Source organism: Streptomyces sp. NPDC015220, assembly GCF_043079345.1.
Taxonomy (GTDB): domain Bacteria; phylum Actinomycetota; class Actinomycetes; order Streptomycetales; family Streptomycetaceae; genus Streptomyces.
Map to the genome: position 1 here is coordinate 76241 of NZ_JBIBUK010000016.1, position 21246 is coordinate 97486.

The 21246-nt window shown below is 72.5% G+C and carries 21 protein-coding genes; 13 read left to right on the plus strand and 8 right to left on the minus strand.

All coding sequences use genetic code 11. The features are described from left to right. Positions 1–236 precede the first annotated feature (236 nt). Entirely contained in the window at positions 237–1124 is an 888-nt protein-coding gene (locus ACF061_RS27025) for a GAF and ANTAR domain-containing protein (protein WP_392269574.1), read from the plus strand. A gap of 40 nt (positions 1125–1164) precedes the next feature. Then, on the plus strand, positions 1165–1845 hold the full coding sequence (locus tag ACF061_RS27030; RefSeq protein WP_392269575.1) for a hypothetical protein: 681 nt from the start codon (positions 1165–1167) through the stop codon (positions 1843–1845). A 22-nt stretch (positions 1846–1867) separates the two neighbouring features. Here the strand turns inward: ACF061_RS27030 and ACF061_RS27035 are convergent, their stop codons facing one another. The 3 genes from ACF061_RS27035 to ACF061_RS27045 form a co-directional block, all read right to left on the minus strand. Continuing rightward, complete coding sequence (locus ACF061_RS27035; RefSeq protein ID WP_392269576.1) at positions 1868–2236, minus strand: cytochrome C oxidase subunit I; 369 nt, start codon at positions 2234–2236, stop codon at positions 1868–1870. Then, complete coding sequence (gene ctaD, locus ACF061_RS27040; protein ID WP_392269577.1) at positions 2233–3915, minus strand: cytochrome c oxidase subunit I; 1683 nt, start codon at positions 3913–3915, stop codon at positions 2233–2235. Before ctaD ends, ACF061_RS27035 begins: the two co-directional genes overlap by 4 nt. A 336-nt stretch (positions 3916–4251) precedes the next feature. Continuing rightward, positions 4252–5235, minus strand: a complete 984-nt coding sequence (locus ACF061_RS27045; RefSeq protein WP_392269578.1) for a LysR family transcriptional regulator — start codon at positions 5233–5235, stop codon at positions 4252–4254. A 95-nt stretch (positions 5236–5330) separates the two neighbouring features. Here ACF061_RS27045 and mdlC point away from each other — a divergent pair, with 95 nt between their 5' ends. From mdlC to ACF061_RS27070, 5 genes are all read left to right on the plus strand, one after another. Beyond that, a complete protein-coding gene (mdlC, locus tag ACF061_RS27050; protein ID WP_392269579.1) occupies positions 5331–6911 on the plus strand; it encodes a benzoylformate decarboxylase in 1581 nt (526 codons plus the stop codon). Between the two features lie 43 nt (positions 6912–6954). Continuing rightward, entirely contained in the window at positions 6955–8409 is a 1455-nt protein-coding gene (locus ACF061_RS27055; RefSeq protein WP_392269580.1) for an aldehyde dehydrogenase family protein, read from the plus strand. 46 nt (positions 8410–8455) lie between these two features. After that, a complete protein-coding gene (locus ACF061_RS27060; RefSeq protein ID WP_392269581.1) occupies positions 8456–9697 on the plus strand; it encodes an MFS transporter in 1242 nt (413 codons plus the stop codon). Between the two features lie 148 nt (positions 9698–9845). Then, a complete protein-coding gene (locus tag ACF061_RS27065) occupies positions 9846–10616 on the plus strand; it encodes a hypothetical protein (protein WP_392269582.1) in 771 nt (256 codons plus the stop codon). Positions 10617–10684: 68 nt separating this feature from the next. Beyond that, positions 10685–12070 carry a condensation domain-containing protein gene (locus ACF061_RS27070; RefSeq protein ID WP_392269583.1) on the plus strand — a complete coding sequence of 462 codons (1386 nt, stop codon included), beginning with the start codon at positions 10685–10687 and terminating at the stop codon, positions 12068–12070. 346 nt (positions 12071–12416) lie between these two features. Here ACF061_RS27070 and ACF061_RS27075 read toward each other — a convergent pair whose 3' ends face one another. The 3 genes from ACF061_RS27075 to ACF061_RS27085 are packed head-to-tail and all read right to left on the minus strand — an operon-like array spanning position 12417 to position 15041. Further along, entirely contained in the window at positions 12417–13214 is a 798-nt protein-coding gene (locus ACF061_RS27075; RefSeq protein ID WP_392269584.1) for a hypothetical protein, read from the minus strand. After that, positions 13201–14436, minus strand: a complete 1236-nt coding sequence (locus ACF061_RS27080; protein WP_392269585.1) for a GDSL-type esterase/lipase family protein — start codon at positions 14434–14436, stop codon at positions 13201–13203. Before ACF061_RS27080 ends, ACF061_RS27075 begins: the two co-directional genes overlap by 14 nt. A 35-nt stretch (positions 14437–14471) precedes the next feature. Then, positions 14472–15041, minus strand: coding sequence for a TetR/AcrR family transcriptional regulator (locus ACF061_RS27085; RefSeq protein ID WP_392269586.1), 570 nt, complete (start codon positions 15039–15041; stop codon positions 14472–14474). A gap of 124 nt (positions 15042–15165) precedes the next feature. Here ACF061_RS27085 and ACF061_RS27090 point away from each other — a divergent pair, with 124 nt between their 5' ends. Beyond that, a complete protein-coding gene (locus ACF061_RS27090) occupies positions 15166–15636 on the plus strand; it encodes a MarR family winged helix-turn-helix transcriptional regulator (RefSeq protein WP_392269587.1) in 471 nt (156 codons plus the stop codon). A gap of 158 nt (positions 15637–15794) precedes the next feature. Beyond that, positions 15795–17363 carry an MFS transporter gene (locus tag ACF061_RS27095; protein WP_392269588.1) on the plus strand — a complete coding sequence of 523 codons (1569 nt, stop codon included), beginning with the start codon at positions 15795–15797 and terminating at the stop codon, positions 17361–17363. A gap of 126 nt (positions 17364–17489) precedes the next feature. On the opposite strand, the gene ACF061_RS27100 is transcribed toward ACF061_RS27095, so the two are convergent. Continuing rightward, on the minus strand, positions 17490–17702 hold the full coding sequence (locus ACF061_RS27100) for a hypothetical protein (RefSeq protein ID WP_392269589.1): 213 nt from the start codon (positions 17700–17702) through the stop codon (positions 17490–17492). A gap of 155 nt (positions 17703–17857) precedes the next feature. Between ACF061_RS27100 and ACF061_RS27105 the strand changes: the two genes are divergently transcribed. Continuing rightward, positions 17858–18595 carry a hypothetical protein gene (locus tag ACF061_RS27105; RefSeq protein WP_392269590.1) on the plus strand — a complete coding sequence of 246 codons (738 nt, stop codon included), beginning with the start codon at positions 17858–17860 and terminating at the stop codon, positions 18593–18595. Between the two features lie 51 nt (positions 18596–18646). On the opposite strand, the gene ACF061_RS27110 is transcribed toward ACF061_RS27105, so the two are convergent. Further along, positions 18647–19126: an ATP-binding protein gene (locus ACF061_RS27110; protein WP_392269675.1), complete on the minus strand. Its 480-nt coding sequence runs from the start codon at positions 19124–19126 to the stop codon at positions 18647–18649. 193 nt (positions 19127–19319) lie between these two features. On the opposite strand from ACF061_RS27110, the gene ACF061_RS27115 reads away from it, so the two are divergent. From ACF061_RS27115 to ACF061_RS27125, 3 genes are all read left to right on the plus strand, one after another. Next, a complete protein-coding gene (locus tag ACF061_RS27115; RefSeq protein ID WP_392269591.1) occupies positions 19320–19724 on the plus strand; it encodes an ATP-binding protein in 405 nt (134 codons plus the stop codon). Positions 19725–19997: 273 nt separating this feature from the next. Next, positions 19998–20828 (plus strand): ABC transporter ATP-binding protein, encoded by an 831-nt coding sequence (locus ACF061_RS27120; protein WP_392269592.1) that lies wholly within the window; start codon positions 19998–20000, stop codon positions 20826–20828. Positions 20829–20966: 138 nt separating this feature from the next. Continuing rightward, positions 20967–21128, plus strand: a complete 162-nt coding sequence (locus ACF061_RS27125) for a hypothetical protein (protein ID WP_392269593.1) — start codon at positions 20967–20969, stop codon at positions 21126–21128. The last annotated feature ends 118 nt before the right edge of the window (positions 21129–21246 follow it).

The following is a 21246-nucleotide window of genomic DNA, read 5'->3' on the forward strand; positions in this document are numbered from 1 at the left end:
CCGCGGGGACAGGACGGGGCCGGCCCGGCCCCGCCGTCCCGCTCCCCTGCCGGGGCGCTCGGGGGGCCTACGCGAGGTCTCGACGCAGTGGGGTCCGTGCGGCGTACGGTCGGCGGGGTCGCCCGGCCGCGGGGGTGTCACCGCCGGCTGGCAACATGGTGTGTCCATACGACTGCCAGGGGTAGGGGCATCATCGGCATGCCACCCAGTTCCACGGTCCCCCAGGGAGTCGCGTCATGAGCTCGCCGTCCGCACACCGGCACCGGGCGTGCCCGCCGCCTACGGCAGCCCGCGCCGTGCCGGACGCGGCAACGGCAACGGCAACGGCGACCGGAACCGAGGCGACACCGCAGCAGTCGCACAACCGGCTGATCGCGCGCGCCACCGTGGCGGCGGCGCAGACCGTGCTGGTGGAGCGGTACCGACTGTCCTCACCGGCCGAGGCGTTCGCGCTGCTGCGGCAGACGTCGCAGCTCCACAATGTCAAACTGCACACCCTCGCCGACGCGCTGACCGCCGCTTCCCCACCGGCTCCGGGCGCCGCGCAGTGGTTCCCCGGCCGCGCCCGGCACGGCTCACCGCCGCTGCCCGGTCTGGGGCTGGACCAGCACGCCCGCGCCCAGCACGGCGCGGTTCTCAAGGCGGCGCTGGACAGGGCGTTGACCATCACCGGGACCACGATGGGCAACGTCCAGCTCGCCGAGGGCGGCCTCCTGCGGATGGCGAAGCACGCGGGTCTGTCCAGCCGGTTCACCGACTACTTCGCCTTCGTCGAGCAGTCCACCACCTCCTGCGCCGAGGCCGCCCGGCAGCGCACCCCGGTGACCGTCGGCGACGTGGCCACCGCCCCCGTCTTCGACGAGACCTCCCGGCGGGTCATCCTCGAAGCCGGCAGCCGCGCCTGCCACAGCGTGCCCCTGCTGACCGGGGAAGGACGGCTCGTCGGTGTCGTCTCCACCCACCACGCACGCCCGCTGTCCGGCCTGACCGGGGCGCAGCACGGCGCGCTGGAGCGAATGGCCGGCCTGGTGGGCCGCTGGCTGTGCTGGCACCGGCGCACCCTGGTCCTCGACGCCCTCGAGCACCTCCACGGCACCGCCACCGCGGTGGCGTCCGGCGCCTGAGCGGGCGTTTTCCACCGAGGCCTACGGGTACGCGGCGGGCGTGGTCCCCACCCCGGTGAACGGCCCGGAGGCCGCCACCGTCACCGTCAGGCCGTACGGCAACCCCCTGCCGCTGGGTTTCTTCTCCTTCGGCATCGGCATGGCCCTGCTCGCCGGAGCCGCGCTCGGCGTGATCAGCGGCGACCAGGTACGCCCGATGGGCATCCTGCTGACGGTCTTCGTCTTCCCTCTGGAGTTCCTCGCCACGGTGATGGCCTTCCTGACCCGGGACACCGCCGCGGCGGCCGCGCTCGGGCTGTTCGCCACCTCGTGGGCGGGGCTGGGCGTGCTGCACGTGGTCGCCCCGGCGCAGCGGACCGGCATCGCCGTCGGCATGTATCTGAGCGCCTTCGCCCTCATGCTGCTGCCCCTGGCGGTGGTCGGCTTCCTGGGCAAGACGCTGCTGGGCGTGGTGCTGAGTGTGTCCACGGTGCGCGCCGCCGTGGCGGCGGCCTATCAGCTCGGTGCGCCGCACGCCCTCGAACTCGCCGACGGCGCCGCCGCGTCGCTGCTGGTGGCGCTGGCCCTGTACGCCGGCACCGCCTTCCTCGTCGAGGATCTGCGGCAGCGCACGGTCCTGCCGATCCTGCGCCGTGGGGAGGCCAGACGGGCCATCGAGGGCGATCCGGGCGACCAGCACTCCCGCCTGCCGCGGGAGCCCGGGGTCCGCAAGCAGCTGTGACGGCCGTTTCGGGCCGGTCGCGTCAGGACCGGGTGACGGCCACGGCGAGCAGGGCGCCGGCGGCGAGGACGGCGAGGCCTGCGATCACGGTCGCCAGGCAGCGGGCGCGCAGCTCGCGGTAGCGTTCCTCGTACTCGCCGCGCAGCTCACGGCAGCGGTCCGCGACACGCTGGAGGTCCGCCCGTGCCCGGCTCAGGCAGTCGCGGACGTAGTGCTCCTCGATCCGTTCCCGCTGGGCCGTGGTCAGCCACTCCAGCGGCTCGGTGAAGGCGCGGGCCCGCTCCTGCGCCTCGGCGACACGGGCCTGCCACAGCAGGTAGCCCTCCACCTGGTTGACCACGTGCCCTGAGCGGCCCGGGTCCCCGCCGGTGCGGCCCGCCGCGTCCGTCATGAGGGCAGGCCCAGGTTCTCCCGCTTGTCCGTGAGCGAGACGTCGGGATGGTTCAGGTCGAACGCCGGGGACTCGCTGCGGATCATGGGCAGGGTGACGAAGTTGTGCCGCGGCGGCGGGCAGGAGGTGGCCCATTCCAGTGAGCGTCCGAAGCCCCACGGGTCGTCGACGCCGACCTTCTGACCGTACTTGGCCGTCTTCCACACGTTGTAGAAGAACGGCAGGAGGGACAGGCCGAGGATGAAGGAGCCGATGGTGGAGATCATGTTCAGCGTGGTGAACCCGTCGGCCGCGAGGTAGTCGGCGTAGCGGCGCGGCATGCCCTCGGCGCCCAGCCAGTGCTGCACCAGGAAGGTGGTGTGGAAGCCGACGAACAACAACCAGAAGTTGATTTTCCCCAGGCGCTCGTCGAGCATCTTGCCGGTCCACTTGGGCCACCAGAAGTAGAAACCGGCGAACATCGCGAAGACGACCGTGCCGAAGACCACGTAGTGGAAGTGGGCGACCACGAAGTAGCTGTCGGTGACGTGGAAGTCCAGCGGCGGCGAGGCCAGGAGGACGCCGGTCAGGCCGCCGAAGAGGAAGGTCACCAGGAATCCGGTGGCCCACAGCATGGGTGTCTCGAAGGACAGCGATCCTTTCCACATCGTGCCGATCCAGTTGAAGAACTTCACACCGGTCGGTACCGCGATCAGGAAGCTCATGAAAGAGAAGAAGGGCAGGAGAACCGCGCCCGTGGGGAACATGTGATGCGCCCACACCGTGACCGACAGACCCGCGATCGAGATCGTGGCGCCCACCAGCCCCATGTAGCCGAAGATGGGCTTGCGGGCGAAGACCGGGATGATCTCCGTGACGATGCCGAAGAACGGCAACGCGATGATGTAGACCTCCGGATGGCCGAAGAACCAGAACAGGTGTTGCCACAGGATCGCGCCGCCGTTGGCCGGGGCGAACACCTGTGCGCCGAATTTTCGGTCCGCTTCCAGCACGAGCAGCGCGGCCGCCAGGACGGGGAAGGCGAACAGCACCAGGACGCTGGTGAGCATCACGTTCCAAGTGAAGATCGGCATGCGGAACATGGTCATTCCCGGCGCGCGCATGCTCACGATCGTGGTGATGAAGTTGACCGCTCCGAGGATCGTGCCGAAGCCGGAGAGTGCCAGACCCATGATCCAGAGATCACTGCCGATGGTGGGCGAGTGATGCGAGTCGTTCAGCGGTGAGTACGCGAACCAGCCGAAGTCGGCCGCGCCGTTCGGGGTGAGGAAGCCGCTCACCGCGATCAGTGAGCCGAACAGGTAGAGCCAGTAGGCGAGCATGTTCAGCCGCGGGAAGGCCACGTCGGGCGCGCCGATCTGCAGCGGCATGATCCAGTTCGCGAAGCCGGAGAACAGCGGCGTCGCGAACATCAGCAGCATGACCGTGCCGTGCATCGTGAACAGCTGGTTGAACTGCTCGTTCGACAGGAACTGAAGGCCCGGGCGGCCCAGCTCCGCGCGGATCAGCAATGCCAGGGCGCCCCCGAACACGAAGAACGAGAACGAGGTGATCAGGTACAGGGAGCCGATCGTCTTGTGATCGGTGGTCGTCACCCATTTCACCACCACGGCTCCGGGCCGGAGGTTACGGCGGGGAGGACCGGCGGTTTCGCGCGTGGAGTGCTGAACGTCTGTCATGCGGCCCGTTACACGCTTTCTCTCAAGACATGGATGCGTGAGTTCCGCGGGACCTCCCGCAGGGCTCCGCCCCATCCTTGCCTCTCGCGCTGCCGAAGCCGCGCCGACTGTCGCCGGGATGGCCCAACGCCGGGCGGAATGCACCCGGTCGGCCTACAGGCCCCCTCGTCGAACCCCCGCCGTCCCGCGACGCCGTGCGCGTGCCTCCCGCCGCACCGGGCCCCGACCCGAGTACATCCCGTACCAGGCTCGGGGACCGGCACACCGGGAGCACGCGTCCGACGCCGCGGGGCCCGCCCTCCGGGCAGGCGAACGGCGCGGGTCCGCCGACCTGGCTCAGTGCCGGCGCGCCCTCGCCCGGGCGGCGGGGTGAGCGGGGCCGTCCGGATCCACCGCGTAGGGCGGGAGCTGGGCGGGGCTGACCCGCTCCCCCAGCACCTCCGTCATGAACTGGACCAGCCAGCGCTGGGAAGGGCTGCGCGAGGCCTCGTGCCGGGCGTAGAGGGCGACCTCCACCGGTTCGGTCTCGAACGGGAGTTGGACCAGGCGCACACGGTGGGAGCCGGTGAAGACCTCTCCGACGTACTCGGGGACGAGCGCGATCAGATCGGTCTGCTCCAGCAGGTAGGGAAGCATCGAGAAGCGGGTGGCGTCCACCGCCACCCGGTCCAGGAGGTCGTGCGCCGCCAGCACGGCCCGCGGCACGACGTGGCCGCTGGGACCGAAGACCGTGGCGTGGTGCTCGGCCGCGAGCTGCTCGAGGGTGACCGAGAATCCCCTCACGCGGGGGTGGTCCGCGGCGACCATGGCGACGTAGCGCTCGTGGAAGAGCGGGATCCGCACGGTCCGGTGGGAGGTCAGCACCGGGGTGGCGACGAAGGCGTCGAGGTCGCCGCGGCGCAGTTGGTGCTCGGCGTCGTCCACGTCGAGCGGCCGGACGGTGAACGACACCCGGGGCGCGCGCTCGCGCGCCGCCGCCAGGAGGCGGGGCAGCAGGGTCGCCTCGCCGAGGTCGGACAGGGCCAGCGTGAAGCGGCCGGGCATGGTCCCGGGGTCGAAGGCCTCGGCCTGGCGGACGGTGCCGTCGATCTCGGCGAGGGCGCCCCGCAGCGGCTCGTACAGCCGGCGGGCGCCCGCGGTGGGTGTCAGCCCGCGGCCCGTGCGCCGGAACAGTTCGTCGTCGAAGTGCCGGCGCAGCTTGCCCAGGCTGTAGCTCACGGTGGGCTGGGTGACGTGGAGCGTCTCGGCGGTGGCCGTGACGCTGCCGGTCTCGTAGAGCAGCACGAAGACGCGGGCGAGGTTGAGGTCGAAGGAGCCCATATCGAAGGACTCTATATCGGAGCGGCGAAACATTTATTGGTGCCCATGTCAGGGCGTTGCCTAGCGTGCGTTGCGTCACTTGGAAAGGAACTTTTGTGCCATCCGTACGTCGTGTTTCCCACGAGTTCCTGGAGCGCCGGGGACTCACCACCGTGTTCGGCAACCCCGGCTCCAACGAGCTGCCCTTCCTCGCGGAGCTGCCCGACGGCTTCCGCTACGTCCTCGGTCTGCACGAGGGCGCCGTCGTCGGCATGGCCGACGGGTACGCCCAGGCCAGTGGCCGGCCGGTGCTGGTCAACCTGCACGCCGCCTCCGGCTCCGGGAACGCGATGGGCGCGCTGACGAACGCGGTGGCCGCGCGGACGCCGCTGGTGGTGGTGGCCGGCCAGCAGGTGCGGTCCGCCGTCGGCCCGGAGGCCAATCTGGCCAACGTCGACGCCCCGGCGCTGATGAAGCCGCTGGTCGGCTGGGCCGCGGAGCCGGCCTGCGCCGAGGACGTGCCGCGCGCGCTGGCGCAGGCCGTCTTCGAGGCCGAGCTGCAGCGCCGGCCGACGTACCTCTCCGTCCCGTACGACGACTGGGCGGCCGACGCCGACGAGAACAGCCTGGCGGTGCTGGACCGGCGGGTCGAGCGCGCCTCGGCGCCGGACGGCGATCAGGGCCGCCGGCTCGCCGAGCTGGTGGCCGCCGCGCGGCGGCCCGCGCTGGTGCTGGGCGGCGACATCGACTCGGCGGGACTGTTCGACGACGCCGTGCGGCTGGCCGAGCGGCTGGGTGGTCCGGTGTGGGCTGCGCCGTCGCTCTTCCGGCTGCCCTTCCCCAACCGGCACCCGCTCTTCCGCGGGGTGCTGCCGGCCGGGATCGCGCCGATCTGCGAGGCGCTGGAGGGCCACGACCTGGTCCTCGTGCTGGGGGCGCCGGTGTTCCGCTACCACGAGTACCTGCCCGGCCGGTATCTGCCGCGGGGCACGCGGCTGGTCCAGGTGACCGAGGACGCCTCCGCGGCCGCCCGGGCGCCGATGGGCGAGGCCCTGGTCGCCGACCCCGGCGCGGTCATCGGCCTGCTGCTGGAGCGGCTCGGCTCGCCCGCCGGGCCGGCCGGACCGTACCGGCCGGTGCCGGAGCCGGCCGCCGGCGAGGGCGGGCGCCTGCATCCCGAGGAGGTCTTCGCCGCGCTGCGCGACGAACTGCCCGAGGACACCGCGTACGTGGTCGAGTCGACCTCGACGAACTCCGCGTGGTGGCGGCAGATGGACCTGCGCCGGCCGGGTTCCTACTACTTCCCGGCGGCCGGCGGGCTCGGTTTCGGGCTGCCCGGCGCGGTCGGAGTGGCGATGGCGCAGCCGGACCGGCCGGTCGTGGGTGTGATCGGGGACGGCTCGGCCAACTACGGCATCACCGCACTGTGGACGGCCGCCCAGCACCGCCTCCCGGTGACGATCGTGCTGCTGCGCAACGGGACGTACGGCGCGCTGCGCTGGTTCGGCGGGCTGCTCGGGGTGCCGGACGCCCCCGGCCTGGACATCCCGGGGCTGGACTTCACCCGGATCGCGGAGGGCTACGGCGTTGGCTCCGTGCAGGTCGGCGGGGCCGAGGAACTGCGGGCCGTGCTCGCCGAGCGTCCGGAGCGGCCGCGGCTCGTCCAGGTGGACACGGCGCTCACCACCCCCTCCTGACCCCGGCCCCGACCGGGTCTGTTCGAAGAAGAAAGGGAAAGCGATGGCACTCCTGGACAGCGACGTCTGGGGCGGGAAGTTCTTCAGCGACGGCTGGCGGGACTCCGCCACCGAGCGGCCGGTGGTCGAGCCCGCCACCGGCGACCGGATCGGGACCGTGGGCCTGGCCTCGGCCTCGGACGCGGGCCGGGCCGCCGCCCGCGCGGCCGAGGCGCAGCGTGCCTGGGCGGCCACCGCCCCGCAGGAGCGGGCGGCCGTCCTGCGCCGGGCCGGCGAGCTGTTCACCGAGCACGCCGCCGAGATCGAGGACTGGCTGGTGCGCGAGGCCGGCTCGGTCCGGGCCAAGGCCGCCTTCGAGGTGCGGCTCGCGGTGGGCGAGTGCTTCGAGTGCGCCGGGCTGCCGACGCACCCGCAGGGCGAGGTGCTGGCCACCGAGGAGGCCCGCTGGTCGCTGGCCCGGCGGCGGCCGGCCGGTGTCGTGAGCGTCATCGCGCCCTTCAACTTCCCGCTCCTGCTCGCCCTGCGCTCGGTGGCGCCCGCGCTGGCGCTGGGCAACGCGGTGCTGCTGAAGCCCGATCCGCGCACCGCGGTGAGCGGCGGTGTCGTCATCGCGCGCGTCCTCCAGGAGGCGGGGCTGCCGGACGGCGTCCTGCACCTGCTGCCGGGCGACGGTTCGGTCGGCCAGGCCGTCGTCGACGCCCCGGAGGTCCGGGTGGTCTCCTTCACCGGGTCCACGCCGGTCGGACGGGCCATCGGCGAGCGGGCCGGCCGGCTCCTGAAGCGGGCCCACCTGGAGCTGGGCGGCAACAACGCGCTCGTGGTGCTGCCCGGCGCGGACGTGGCGAAGGCGGCCTCGGCCGGTGCGTTCGGCTCCTATCTGCACCAGGGGCAGATCTGCATGACGACCGGCCGTCACCTCGTGCACGAGTCGCTGCTGGAGCGGTACACCGCCGCCCTCGCCGCCAAGGCCGACGCGCTGGCGGTCGGCGACCCCGCCCGTGAGGACGTGGCGCTCGGCCCGATCATCGACCGTCGTCAACTGGAGCGGGTGCACCGCATCGTCACCGAGTCCGTCGCCGCGGGCGCCACCCTCGCCGCCGGCGGCGAGATCGTGGGCGCCGGCTACCGCGCGACCGTGCTGACCGGCCTGAGCACGGACATGCCCGCGTGGCGCGAGGAGATCTTCGGTCCCGTCGCACCGGTGATCGGCTTCTCGACGCCGGAGGAGGCCGCACGGATCGTCGACGACTGCGAGTACGGGCTCTCCGTGGGGATCCTCGGGGACGTCGGCACGGCGATGCGGCTCGCCGACCGGATCGAGTCCGGCAAGGTCCACATCAACGAACAGACCGTCGGCGACGAACCCAGCGCCCCGTTCGGCGGGGTCAAGGCCTCCGGCACGGGCTCCCGGTTCGGCGGCGCCGCCGCCAACGTCGAGGCGTTCACCGAGACCCAGTGGGTGACGGTCCGCCCCGACATCGCCGACTATCCGTACTGACACCCGCTCCCACCCCGCCCGCACCCGTCCCCTGGGAGGTATGTCCATGACATCCACCGCCCCGTCCCACGCCCCCGCTCCGGCAAGCGCCGGCGCCCCCGGGAGCAACGCGTGGACCGTGGTCCTGTGCTGGATCACCGTCATGCTCGAGGGCTACGACCTCGTGGTCCTCGGCGCGATCATCCCCGTCCTGCTCAGGACCCACCACCTCGGCATGACCGCCGGTGACGCGACCACGATCGCTACGCTGTCGCTCGTCGGCGTGGCCATCGGCGCCGTCTGCGTCGGCCCGTTGGCCGACCGGCTCGGGCGGCGGCTGCTGCTGATCGGTTCGGTGGTGCTGTTCTCCGTCTTCACCCTGCTGGTCCCGCTGGCCGGCTCGGTGACGATGTTCGCCCTGCTCCGCCTCGTGGCCGGGCTGGGCCTGGGCGCCTGCATGCCGGTGTCGCTCACGATGATGGCCGAGCACATGCCGGCGAGCCGGCGGGCGCGGGCCAGCACGCTGACGATGACCGGCTACCACACCGGCGCCGTGATCACCTCCCTGCTGGCGCTGCAGGTGACCGACGACTGGAAGATCCTCTTCTACGTCCTCGGTGCCGCCGGTCTCGTCATCGCCGCGATCCAGTGGTTCAGGCTGCCCGAGTCGGAGGCCTTCGTCCACGCCAGGGAGACGTCCGGCTCCCAGCGCGTGCCCTTCACCGAGCTGCTCAAGCCGGCCTACCTCCGCGCGGGCATCGGGGTCTGGGTCGCCTCGTTCATGGGTCTGCTGCTGGTCTACGGCCTCAACACCTGGCTGCCGAAGCTGATGAACGACGCCGGCTATCCCGTCCCCACGGCCGTCACCCAGCTGCTGGTGCTCAACGTCGGCGGCGTCGTCGGCCTGGTCCTCGGCGGCTTCGTCGCCGACCGGCGGGGCATCAAGGGCACCACGCTCGTCTGGTTCGCAGTCTCCGTGCTGATGCTGGCGTGCCTGAGCGTGCGGATGCACAGCGACCTGCTGCTCGACGTCGTCGTGTTCCTCACCGGCGTCTTCGTCTTCTCCGCCCAGGTGCTCGTCTACGCCTACGTCACCAACTTCTACCCGGCCGCCGTCCGCGGCACCGCTCTCGGCTCGGCCTCCGGCATCGGCCGGCTCGGCTCGATCGTCGGTCCGTCGGTCACCGGCGCCCTGGTCACCGCCGGGATAGGCCACCCCTGGGGGTTCTACTTCTTCGCCGCGGTCGCGGTCCTGGGTTTCGTCGCCGTGCTGACGCTGCCGCGCCGGGCGGAGGCCGCGCCGGCATAGACCGGGGACTCTCCTCCGGATCAGGCCGGAGCGCCGGCCCCGGGCCGGACCCCGACGCCGTGTCAGGGTTCGGCCCGGGGCCGTTTCGGGGTCCGGACAGGGATCTCACCGATGGTGGCGGCCCGGTGCGCGTCGGCAAGCTGTGATCATGTCGAAGATCAGCGCACGTCGTCCCCGTTCCCGCCCCGCCCGCCGCGCCGCGGCGGCCCTGGCCGGTGCCGCCGCCCTGCTGGGACTGGCGGCGGCGCACCCGGCCGTCTCGGCCGAGGCCGCACCGGTGGACACCGTGACGGTGGGCGCCGCGCCCACCGCGGATTTCGGCGACTGCCCGGCCCTGCCCTCCGGCGTCGACCCGGCCCGGTGGAGGTGCGAGGTGCACAGCGCCGCGCCGCGGCTGACCATGGGCACCGTCACGATGACGCTCGCGCCGATCACCATGACCCACGCCGAGGGCCCGCTGCCCGACGGCACCCCGGGCCAGGTCTGGGGCGCGATGCACAGCCGGCCGACCGCCGTCCCGGGCGGACTGACCGGCATCCCGGCGGCCGGACACGCGCCGCTCGCACGCCTCGCCGTACAGCCGGAGTACGGCGGCCGGTCCGACTTCTACACCGGACGGTTCAGCCTGCGCTTCCGGCTGGTGAGCCCGCTGCTGCCGCGGGAGTGCGCCATCGGCGCGAGCACTCCGGTCGACTTCGCGCTGAAGCGGTCGGGCCCCTCGCGATGGGTGTCCACCGAACCGCCCGTGATCGAGTTCTCGGCGTACGACGACGCCTTCGCGGCCCCGGGCGCGGAGGACTGCGGCCCGTTGACGAGGCCGCTCGACCGGCGTCTCGGCCTGCCGGCGACGGGCGGGAACCTGCTGTCCTACGACGCGACGTACACGTTCCGCACCTACGATCGGCTGCCCGCGCGCTGACCCGACCGCAACCACTTGTGCCCTTACGCAGTTGCTTCCCTGTACCCCCTCTGCAACGGAGGCTTCCCTTGCGTATCACCGACATCCAGCGCTGCGAGGTCCGGCCCGGCCGGCTGGTCGAGTGGACACTCGACCCGGCGTCGGTAGAGGCCGCGACCGGTCTGCCGGACGATTCCCGGCCACCCGCGTACATCCAGGAGTCGCACATCCGTACGGCCAGGACCGTCCGGGAGGGCGGCCTGTTCGTGCCGACCTGGCTGGGTGCGGCGTTCGACATCCCGGGCAGAGTCGATCTCGACGTGCTCGGCGAGGCGCTGCGCGGCTGGATGCTCCGGCACGAGACGCTGCGCAGCGGCTTCCGCTGGGCGGGCGACGAGATGCGCCGCTTCACGCTCGACGCGGAGGACGTGTCACTGCACCGTGAGACCGTCGGCGACTTCGCCGACGCGGAGGCGCTGGTGCGGCACATGCAGGACCGCTTCGACACGACGGCGGACGCGCTGCGCTGGCCGAACTTCCTGTTCGCGGCCGTCGTCCGGGCCGACGGCGCGAGCGTGTACATGGCGTTCGACCACAGCAACGTGGACGCCTACTCCATCTACCGCGTCCCCGCCGAGATCCACGAGCTGTACACCGCGGGTATCGAGGGGGCCAGCGCCGAGCACGAACCCGTCAGCAGCTACGTCGACTTCTGCCGCACCGAGCGGGCCAGCGCGGACGAGCTGGGCGCCACGGACGCGATCGTCTCGCGCTGGCGGGAGTTCATCGGCCGGTGCGACGGCCGGCTGCCGAACTTCCCCCTCGACCTCGGGCTGGAGCCGGAGGGGGAACTGCCCCGCCAGAAGCTCATGCACGAGATGCTCGTGGGGCCGGAGGACGCGGCCGCGTTCGAGGCGTACTGCCGTCCCTTCGGCGGAAGCCTGGTCGGCGTCCTGGCGGCCACCAGCCTGATCGTGCACGAGATCGGCGGACAGCAGGTCTACCGCACGGTCGTTCCCTTCCACACCAGGAGGAAGTCCCAGTGGCTGGACTCCGTGGGCTGGTACGTAGGCGGCGCTCCCGTCGAGATCGACACGGCGCGGACCCCCGATTTCCGGAGCCTGCTGCGGGCGGTGAGCGCGCAGCTCCGGGACAACAGGTCACTGGCCAGGATGCCCCTCGCCCGGGTACTGCGCCTGCTGGGCGCGGACTTCCGCCCGACCTCGCCCGACCTGTACTCCATCGTCTCCTTCACCGACGCCCGGGCGGTGCCCGGCTCCGAACACTGGGCCGAACTGAAGGCCTACGGACTGGTCAGGGTGTCGTACGGCGACCAGGTGTGCGCGTGGATCAACCGGCTCCACGAAGGACTGCAGTTCGCGAGCCGGTACCCGGACACCGACGTCGCGTACAAGAACATGCGGCTGTACGTGGAGCAGTTGCGGGAGGTGATCGTCTCGGTGACCCGTCCTTAGCCCGTGCCGCGGCCGCATCGGTTCACCGGCTCGCGACGCCCGGCACGGCGCTCCGCCGGCTCCCGGCCTGGGGTCACCACGCGCCGGATCGTCGCATCACCCGACCACATCCGGTACGCGGGCGATGCACCGCACCGGACCCCGTGAGCTTGTCGGCGTTTCTTCGGGTCGCGGCAGCGGCGTCGACGCCGGAAACACCAGGCCGGTCGCTCCGGTGGTCCCGGGCGGGGCCGGTTGGGCGTGGATCACCGTGTCCTTCCGGGTGGAGCGGCCGCCCGGCGCCCGGTCCTCCGCGGCGCCACGAGGTGCGCCCCGCGGGTGTCGGCCCGCGCGCCGCGAGCCCTGGTCAGAGGGCGAGGACCGGCCGTGTGGAGAAGTCCTCGCAGAGGTCCTCGCCCTCGGGGCCGTACACGAACTCGGCCAGGGACGGGTTGCGGTTGGCGGTGGCCAGGGGCAGCCAGGCGAGCAGACGGCCGTAACCGCCGCACACCGACTCGCCGCCGTCCCCGCCGTGGACCGCGCCGGTGTCGCTGCTCAGTTCGACGCTGTAGATGTCATGGGCGATCCGCAGGCCGAAGGCGCTCGTCAGGTTGTGCGGGCCGGTGGTGTCGACGCAGGGGACGCGGTCGAGGGGGCAGTCGTCTCCCCACCGGAACAGGGTGTCCGCGCCGGCTCCGCAGGCGTGCTCCCACTCGTCGGGGCTCGGCATCCGCAGGCCCCGGTCCGCGAGCGCCGCGGGCATGCCGGCCGGCGGCTCGGTCAGTTCCTCTGCCTCCACGGCCATGAGGACGGTGGCCAGGAGAACGCTGCGGCGGGGGCTGAGCATCTGCGTGAGGTGGGCGCGCAGGTCGGGGCCGAGCCCGAAGCCCTGCTCCACGCTGTGGGCGTAGTCGGCCTCCTGCTCGGGCGTCGGCTGCCAGGCGACCGGGTCGAAGCCGAGGCTCACCCGGCCGCCGGGTATCAGCGCGAACTCCTGCCCGTCCCGTTCGATGCGGACCCGGTGCAGGGCCGCGCCCAGGTGATCGACGCTCTCTACGCCGGTCACCCGGCCGCCCACCAGACCGGCGGCCTCCTGGGCCACGCGGCGGGCGGTGGGCGGGTCGAAGGACCGCCACTGGTCGAGGGAGAGATCAGCGAGAGGCACGGTCCGCAGTGTCGCAGCCGGGTCGGACAGTGCCGTCCGCGAAGGCGCCGCCCGTGAAGGCGCCGCCCGTGGTGAAGGCCAGTTCGGCGAATCGTTTCCCCATGCGGCGGTGGGTGGCGGCGTCCGGGTGGAGCCGGTCGGGCAGCGGCAGCTCGGCGGCGTCGGCCTCACCGTAGAGGGCGCGGCCGTCGAGGTAGTGCAGGTTCGGGTCCTCGGCGGCCCGCTGCTGAACGATCCGGGCCAGTTCCTCGCGGATGACGGTGAGGGTGAGCTTGCCCGCCGCGCGGTCGGCGGGGTCGCCCGCGGCCCGGAAGCTCAGCCGTCCGGCCTTCAGGGCCGTGAGGTCGGGCGCGCTCGGGCCGGGGGTGTCCTCGTGGATGGGGCAGAGGATCGGCGAGACGACGAGCAGGGGCGTGGTGGGGTGGCCCTCGCGGATGGTGTCGAGGAACCCGTGGACGGCGGGGGTGAAGGCGCGCAGCCGCATCAGGTCGGTGTTGACCAGGTTGATGCCGAGCTTGAGGCTGATGAGGTCGGCCGGGGTGTCGCGCAGGGCGCGAGCCGTGAACGGGTCGAGCAGGGCGCTGCCGCCGAGGCCCAGGTTGATCAGTTCCACGTCGGCAAGGGAGGCGGCGAGCGCGGGCCAGGTGGTGGTCGGGCTGGCCGCGTCGGAGCCGTGGCTGATCGAGCTGCCGTGGTGCAGCCACACCCGGCGGCCCCGGTCCGGTGCGGGCTCGACGGGTGCGTCGGTGCGCAGCACGACGAGTTCGGTCGTCTCGTTGTGCGGGAGCCAGATCTCGACGTCCTTGACGCGCTGGGGCAGGCCGGTGAAGCGGAGGGTGCCGACCGGGCCGGGCGTGTGCTCGGCGGTGCCCGCGGCCATGTCGACGCTCAGGGTGCTGCCGCCCGGCACACTGCCCCGGCCGGCCAGGCGCCCGTCGACGAGCAGGTCGTACACGCCGTCGGGGCGGGGCGCGGCGCCGACGTAGACGCGCTTGGTGGGCAGGGTGTCCAGTTCGACGGCGGTGGCGCGGGTACGCAGCGCCAGCCGTACGCCGGAGGGCTGTGCCTCGGCCATGGCGAGCTGTCCGTCGGCGCACTGGGCGCGGGCCCGGGCGGGCAGGCGGTGCGGCAGCACACCGTGCGCCGTGCGTTCCAGGTCGAGGGCGCCGCGCAGCAGGTCGGCGGTGATCGGGGTGGTGATCCAGTGGGGCTCTGTGCTCATGGTTCGGCCTGTTGATCGGGAGGAGCGGTTCGGGTTCAGGGTGCGGGCAGGTGCCGCAGCAGGGCGTCCAGGCGGTCCAGGACCCACGTCCAGGTCTCCTGCGAGTCGGGCGCGCTGTGGCTGAAGCCGCCGGCCAGTTCCAGGCTGACGTAGCCGTGGAAGACGCTGCCCAGCAGCCGCACGGCGTGCGTCTGGTCCGGCTCGTCCAGGTCGTAGCCGCGCAGGATCGCCCGCGTCATCTGCGCGTGGCGCACCCCGGCGCTGGCGGCCGCCGTCTCCGGGTCGAGCCTGAGCCGTGCCGCGGCGTAGCGCCCGGGGTGTTCGCGGGCGTAGTCGCGGTAGACGTCCGCGTAGGCGGCCAGGGCGTCCCGGCCGGCCCGCCCGGCCAGGGCGTCGGCGGCCCGGTCGGCGAGCTCCTCCAGCGCGAGCAGGGCGATCCTGGTCCGGAGGTCCTGGGAGTTCTTCAGGTGCGAGTACAGACTCGCGACCTTGACGTCGAACCGTCTGGCGAGCGCCGAGACGGTCACCTGGTCGAAGCCGACCTCGTCGGCCAGTTCGGCTCCGGCACGAACCAGGCGTTCGGTGGTGAGTCCAGCGCGTGGCACGACGATCCCTTCAGTTGCCTGAATGGATTATGCGCATACCTAAAGCCATTAGGCAATGCCGCCCAGCCACCCGAACCGGTTACCTATATTGACATACCTATAGTTCCATATGTATTCTACGGGCATGCCCGGAACCCGTATGTCCGCCGACAGCGCGGCCGCCGAACTCGCGGTCGCCCTGCCGGCGCTGCACCGGGCTCTGGACCACCGCATCCGCGCGGACTTCCCGCACGACAAGCTCCCCGACGGCCAGCTCGCGCTGCTGCGGCTCGCCGCCGAGCACGAGGGCGTCACCGTGCGGGAGGCGGCCGACGTGCTGCTGATGAAACCGAACAACGTCAGCGCCCTCGTCTCCCAGCTGACCGGCCGGGGGCTGCTGGAGCGCCGCTCCGACCCCGCCGACAGGCGCGTCGCCCACCTGCACTGCACGGACCTCGCGCGGGAGCGTCTCGCCGTGGCGGACGCCCTCGCCGAACGCCACCTCGCCGCCGCCATGCGTCATCTCGGCGACGGAGAGATGGCCGCGCTGGGCTCGGCCCTGGGCGCGCTGCACTCCCTCGCCGCACATCTGCGGCCCACTGCCGGCCAGGTCTGAACCGCGCCTCAGGCGCGCCGCCGGCCGGCCTCCTCCCGCCCGCTCCCCCGGGCCGCTCGTCACACCGGCACGCCTTCGGCTCCCTTCCGTCCGAAGGCGCGGCCGTGCGTGCCGCACCGGCCCGTCGTCCACCCTTCTCACGCAAGGCAGTTCTCATCGTGTCCTCGCCCAGTGCGACCCTGTCGGCCGCCGCGCCCCAGCAGACGGCCGGCCGCCGCGCCAATCCCTGGCTGACCCTGATCGCCGTGGCGTTCGGCCTGTTCATGGTCGGCCTCGACGGATCGGTCGTCTCCATCGCCAACCCCGAGATCGGCCGTGACCTCGACGCCACGACGGCCGACCTGCAGTGGGTGACCAACGCCTATCTGCTCGCACTCGCCGCCGCGCTCATCCTCGGCGGGAAGCTCGGCGACCGTTTCGGGCGTCGCACCGTCTACCTCGTCGGCGTCGCCGGCTTCACCCTGGCCTCCGTCGCCATCGGCCTGTCCGGCGCCATCGCGCCGGTCATCGTCTTCCGCGCGGCGCAGGGCCTCTTCGGCGCCCTGCTGATGCCCAACACCCTCGGTCTGCTGCGTGCCGTCTTCCCGCCGAAGAAGTTCGGCATGGCGGTCGGCATCTGGGCCATGGTCTCCTCCGTCTCCACCGCGCTCGGTCCGATCGTCGGCGGACTCCTCGTCGAGCACGTCAACTGGGAGTCGGTCTTCTACATCAACGCGCCGATCGGCGTCCTCGCGCTGATCGTCAGCGCCCTGGTCCTGCCGCAGAGCCGCAACGAGGCCGCCCGGCACGAGAGGTTCGACATCCCCGGCGTGCTGCTGCTCGCCGTCGGCGCGCTCCTGGTCGTCTTCGGTGTGGTCAAGGGCGAGACGTGGGGCTGGACTTCGGCCGGCACGCTCGGCTCGATCACCGCCGGGATCGTCGTCCTGCTGCTGTTCGGCCGGTACGAGACCCGGGTGAGCGGCCCGCTGCTGCCGATGCGGCTGTTCCGCAGCCGGGCGCTGACCGTCGGCACCGTGATCACCGGGCTGAACTTCTTCGTCCTGCTGGGCTCCATCTTCTTCGTGATGCTCTATCTCCAGAACGTCCGCGGGTTCTCCCCCGTCGAGGCGGGCGTGCGGACACTGCCGCTGAGCCTCGCCTCGGTCGTCGCCTCCCCGCTCGGCGCCGCGCTGACCGGGCGCTTCTCGGCCCGGTTGACGATGCCGGTGGGCATGGTCCTCCAGGGCGCCGCGTCGTTCCTGATGCTCACCTGGAGCACCGACTCCGGATACGGCGCCCTGTGGCCGCCGTTCATCGCGCTGGGCCTGGGCGTCGGCATGGTGATGTCCGCCTCGTCCGACACCATCGTCGGCAACGCCCCGGTCGCGGACGCCGGTGTCGCGGGCGGACTGCAGGCCACCTCGCTCCAGGTCGGCGGTGCGCTCGGCACCTCCGTGCTCATGTCCCTCATCAGCAGCCGCGTCGGTGCGGGCCTCGGCTCGGCCCTCACCTCGGCCGGTGTGCCGGAGCGGACCGCCCGGCAGCTCGAAGGCGCCAAGGACGCCGTGTCCATGGGCGTCGCACCGGTCTCCGCCGCCATGCCCGCCCGGCTCAGGGAGGCCGTCGTGGAAGGCAGCGGCCACGCCTTCATGGACGGCCTGCACACCGCCGCCCTCACCACGGGCGCGCTCTGCGCGGCCGGCGCCCTCACCGCCGTACTCGGCCTGCGCGGACGCCGCGACGGCTGAACCGCGGCCGTCCCACGAACGCAGGCCCGCCGCCCGTCGCGGGGCCGAACTCCCGCCCGTCGAACGGCCGAAGGCCTGCCCGTCGCGGACGACGCCGCGACGGGCAGGCCTTCACCCACGGAACGACTAGCGATCCGTGGCGGCGGGAGAACTGACGGCGGGTGGTGCGGCCATCAGCTTCCCGAACCGGGCCATGCAGGTGGAACAGTGGCCGGCCCGCTGTGCGCTCGCCCCGTCGACGCGTTGGCCGAGCCGCTGGCCGCACAACGTCCTGGCCGTGTTCTTGGCCATGACGTGCCACACCAGCGCGCCGCCGGGTTTTTCGACTCCAGCACACATCTCATACATGATCGGCTCCCTTGATGGACGCCTCTCCGACTCCAGGAGACACCCGTTCAGCCGCTACCACGCTGCCACGAACAGCCATTCGGGTGACAACGTCCCGCCCGGGGGCGGGGGCCGGGCGCCGGGACCGCGATGGAATCATGGGGCGCATGCGAACAGGCGGTGCGATGCGGACGGCGGCCATGGTGGCCGTGTGCGGTGCGATGACGATGTCCCTGACGGGCTGCGGCGGTTCCGGCCACCGCAGCGGCGGCGCGGCGGGCAGCGGCCGCGGTACCGACGACCCGGCGCCGCGCACCACGGTGTTGAAGCGGGTGCCGGGGGTCGGCGACCGGCTGTGGCGGCGCGTCCCGGCGGGCACCCGCCAGGTCGTCGCCGTCTACGGAGCGGGCCCCGACTCCCCCGACTCCACCGTGGAACTCTTCACCGAGCACGGCTCGACCTGGCAGCGGGTGCGGTCCTGGGCGGCGCACAACGGCCGGCGGGGCTGGACGTCCGACCACCACGAGGGCGACCAGCGCAGCCCGGTGGGCGTGTTCACGCTGAGCGACGCGGGCGGGGTGCTGGCCGACCCCGGGGCCGCGCTGCCGTACACCGAGTCCTCCTCGTTCCAGGCGCCGCACTACTGGAACAAGGCCTACTGGCACGACTTCGACTACGTCATCGCCATCGACTACAACCGGGTCAAGGGCACCCCGCCCAACGACCCCACCCGGCCAGAGGGCCAGTCCAAGGGCGGGAGCATCTGGCTGCACATGGACCACGGCAGCGGGACGTCGGCCTGCGTCAGCCTGCCCGAGTCGGCGATGCGGACCCTGCTGCGCACACTCGACCCGCGACAGCACCCGGTCGTGGTGATGGGCGACAGGAAGGACCTCGAGGCCTGACGGCCGGCCCGGCGCCGGGCAGCGGCGGGGCGCCGGGCAGCGGCGGCGAGCCTACCGGGCCCGGGGTTCCGTCGGCCCTCCGTCCGCTTCGTCCAGCAGGGCGATGCGGGCGATGACGCGCTTGCCCACCGGCTCCCGCCGCACCTCGAACCCCTGCACCACGGCCATCACGATCTCCAGGCCGTGCTGGCCCACCCGGCCCGGATCGGCGGCACGCGCCACCGGCAGCACCGGGTCGCTGTCCCAGACCGCGACCTCGACCGCGTCACCCGCGACCGCCAGGTCCATCAGGATGGGCCCCGAGGCGTACTTGCGGGCATTGGTGACCAGTTCACTGACCACCAGCTGGGTCAGGTCCATGGCACGGGCCGAAACCGGCAGTCCGAACTCGGCCTGCACCCGGGCAAGAAATCCGGCCGCGAGACGACGGGCTTCGGCGATGCACGTGCCGTCCCCGTCGAGGGCCGCCGCCGTCCGTATCACGTCAGCATCCGAGGCCCTTCTCCCACCGCCGAGGAGGACGGAATCCATGTCCACCGCCTTCACCACCCTGTTCACGGGGCTGCATATACCCCTGTTCCGGGAACGCACGCCCCCTCAATTCCTGTCAGCTGCGTCACATCCGCCCCGGTGCTCTCCGCGGCCGGCGAACCGGTTCGCACCGCGTCGTCCCGGCTCCGCTGGGTAGACGCGGTGCAGTCACAGACGACAGGGAGGGCTCACAGTGGACGAGACGTCGCTTCGGGCGGTGGGCTGGGCACGCTCACTGCCGCTGGACAGTGAGGTGAAGGCGGCACGGGACTGGGCCCGCGGGCATCTGGAGACACTGGGCTGGACCACGAACACCCCGGAGACGGTGGACGCCGTGCTGCTGACCGTCTCCGAACTGGTCACCAACGCGCACACGCACGCCCACAGCTCCGCCCAACTGGTTCTCACCTGGGACAACCGCTGCCTGCACATCGCCGTGCACGACTCCTCCAGCGAGGTGCCGGCGCCTCGCGCGCCGAGCACCGAACGGCTGGGCGGACGGGGGATGTTCCTCGTCGACGCGCTGGCCGACTCGTGGGAGACGCGTCCCTGCCCGCACGGCAAGACCGTCATCGCCTGCTTCCGGCCCATGGAGTGAGCCTGCCCGCCTGCCGCCGCCCGCCCACGGGTCACACCTGTTCCTCTCCTCCCGCCTCCGGACTCCGCCCCGCCGTCCGCGTCCCCGGCCACGGGCGCCGCGCCGTCTCCCCTCCGTCCCCGCCTCCCGCCTTCGCCCGGTCGCCCCGGCGCCCGGCCCGGACATGCCGGGTCCGCGTCCACGCACCGGACAGTCCGGCGACAAGGTGCCGGATGCATCTACCGTCGGCGGTGCCGCAGGAGCGGGGCGGAACGCGTCGAGGGGAGTCCGAAGATGGCGGAGGAGAGCACGGAGCACAGGCCGGCGGACCAGGATTCCGTCGTGGCACTCCGCGAGGTGAGCGTGCGCCGGTTCACCACCGACCAGGTGATCCTCGACGGCATCGACTGGACTGTCCGCACCGGTGAGCACTGGGCCCTGCTGGGCGCCAACGGCGCGGGCAAGACCACACTGCTGCGGCTGCTGGGCGCGCAGATGCAGCCCACGACCGGCTCCGTCGAGGTGCTGGGCAGCCGGCTCGGGCGGGTCGACGTACGGGAACTGCGCTCCCGCATCGGGCACGTCACCTCGGCCCAGCGCGTGCCCCAGGACCTGAGCGCGCACACCGTGGTGCTGACCGGCCACACCGGCACGGTGCAGCCGCTGTGGAAGGAGTACGACGAGGAGGTGCGGCAGCGGGCCCACGAACTCCTGGCCGAACTGGGGATCAAGGAGCTCGCCGACCGGCCGTACGGTGTCTGTTCCGGCGGCCAGCGAGCCCGTGTCCTCATCGCCAGGGCGCTCATGGCCGAGCCCGCCCTGCTGCTGCTCGACGAACCGTTCAACGCCCTGGACCTGCCCTCCCGGGAGGACCTGGTCGAGGCCATGCACCGGCTGTCGCGGGGCCGTCCGCGGCTGGCCACCGTCACGGTCACCCACCATCTCGAGGAGCTGTCCCCCGCCGTCGGTCACGCCCTGCTGCTGCGCGAGGGACGGATCCTGGCCGGCGGGCCGGTGGCCGAGGTGCTGACCGGCCCGCGGCTGACCTCCTGCTTCGGCCGGCCCATCTCGGTCAACCGGCACGAGGGCCGCTGGTGGGCGTACTCCGCGCCGCAGGGCCGATAACGGCCGGTCCGTGGCGCTGCGTGGCCGGAAGCCGCTTTCCACTACCGGCAGTAACGTGATCAACTGCGGCTTTAGGTGCTCCTTACAGTCATCCTGAGCGCCTCGCGTACCGTCCGACACCCCCGTGCGAGGATCCTCATGCCGTCCCAGGGCGATGCTCTGCAACAAGCGCATGCCGACTACCAACACCACATGCGCAGCTGCCGCCAGTGCCATGCCGATGCCGTGCCGTGCGCCGTGGCCAAGCATCTGATGCGCGTGTTCAACAACGCCCGCAGGAGCGCCGCCCGCGCCGGCTGACGGGCGGGCGGCGGCGGGCCCGGTGGCGCCGGGCCCGCCGCCGAACGGGTGATCACACCCGGGCGGGAGAGGGCCCTCGACCGGGGATTGCCCGCCGACATCACCGGACGCGCCGCCC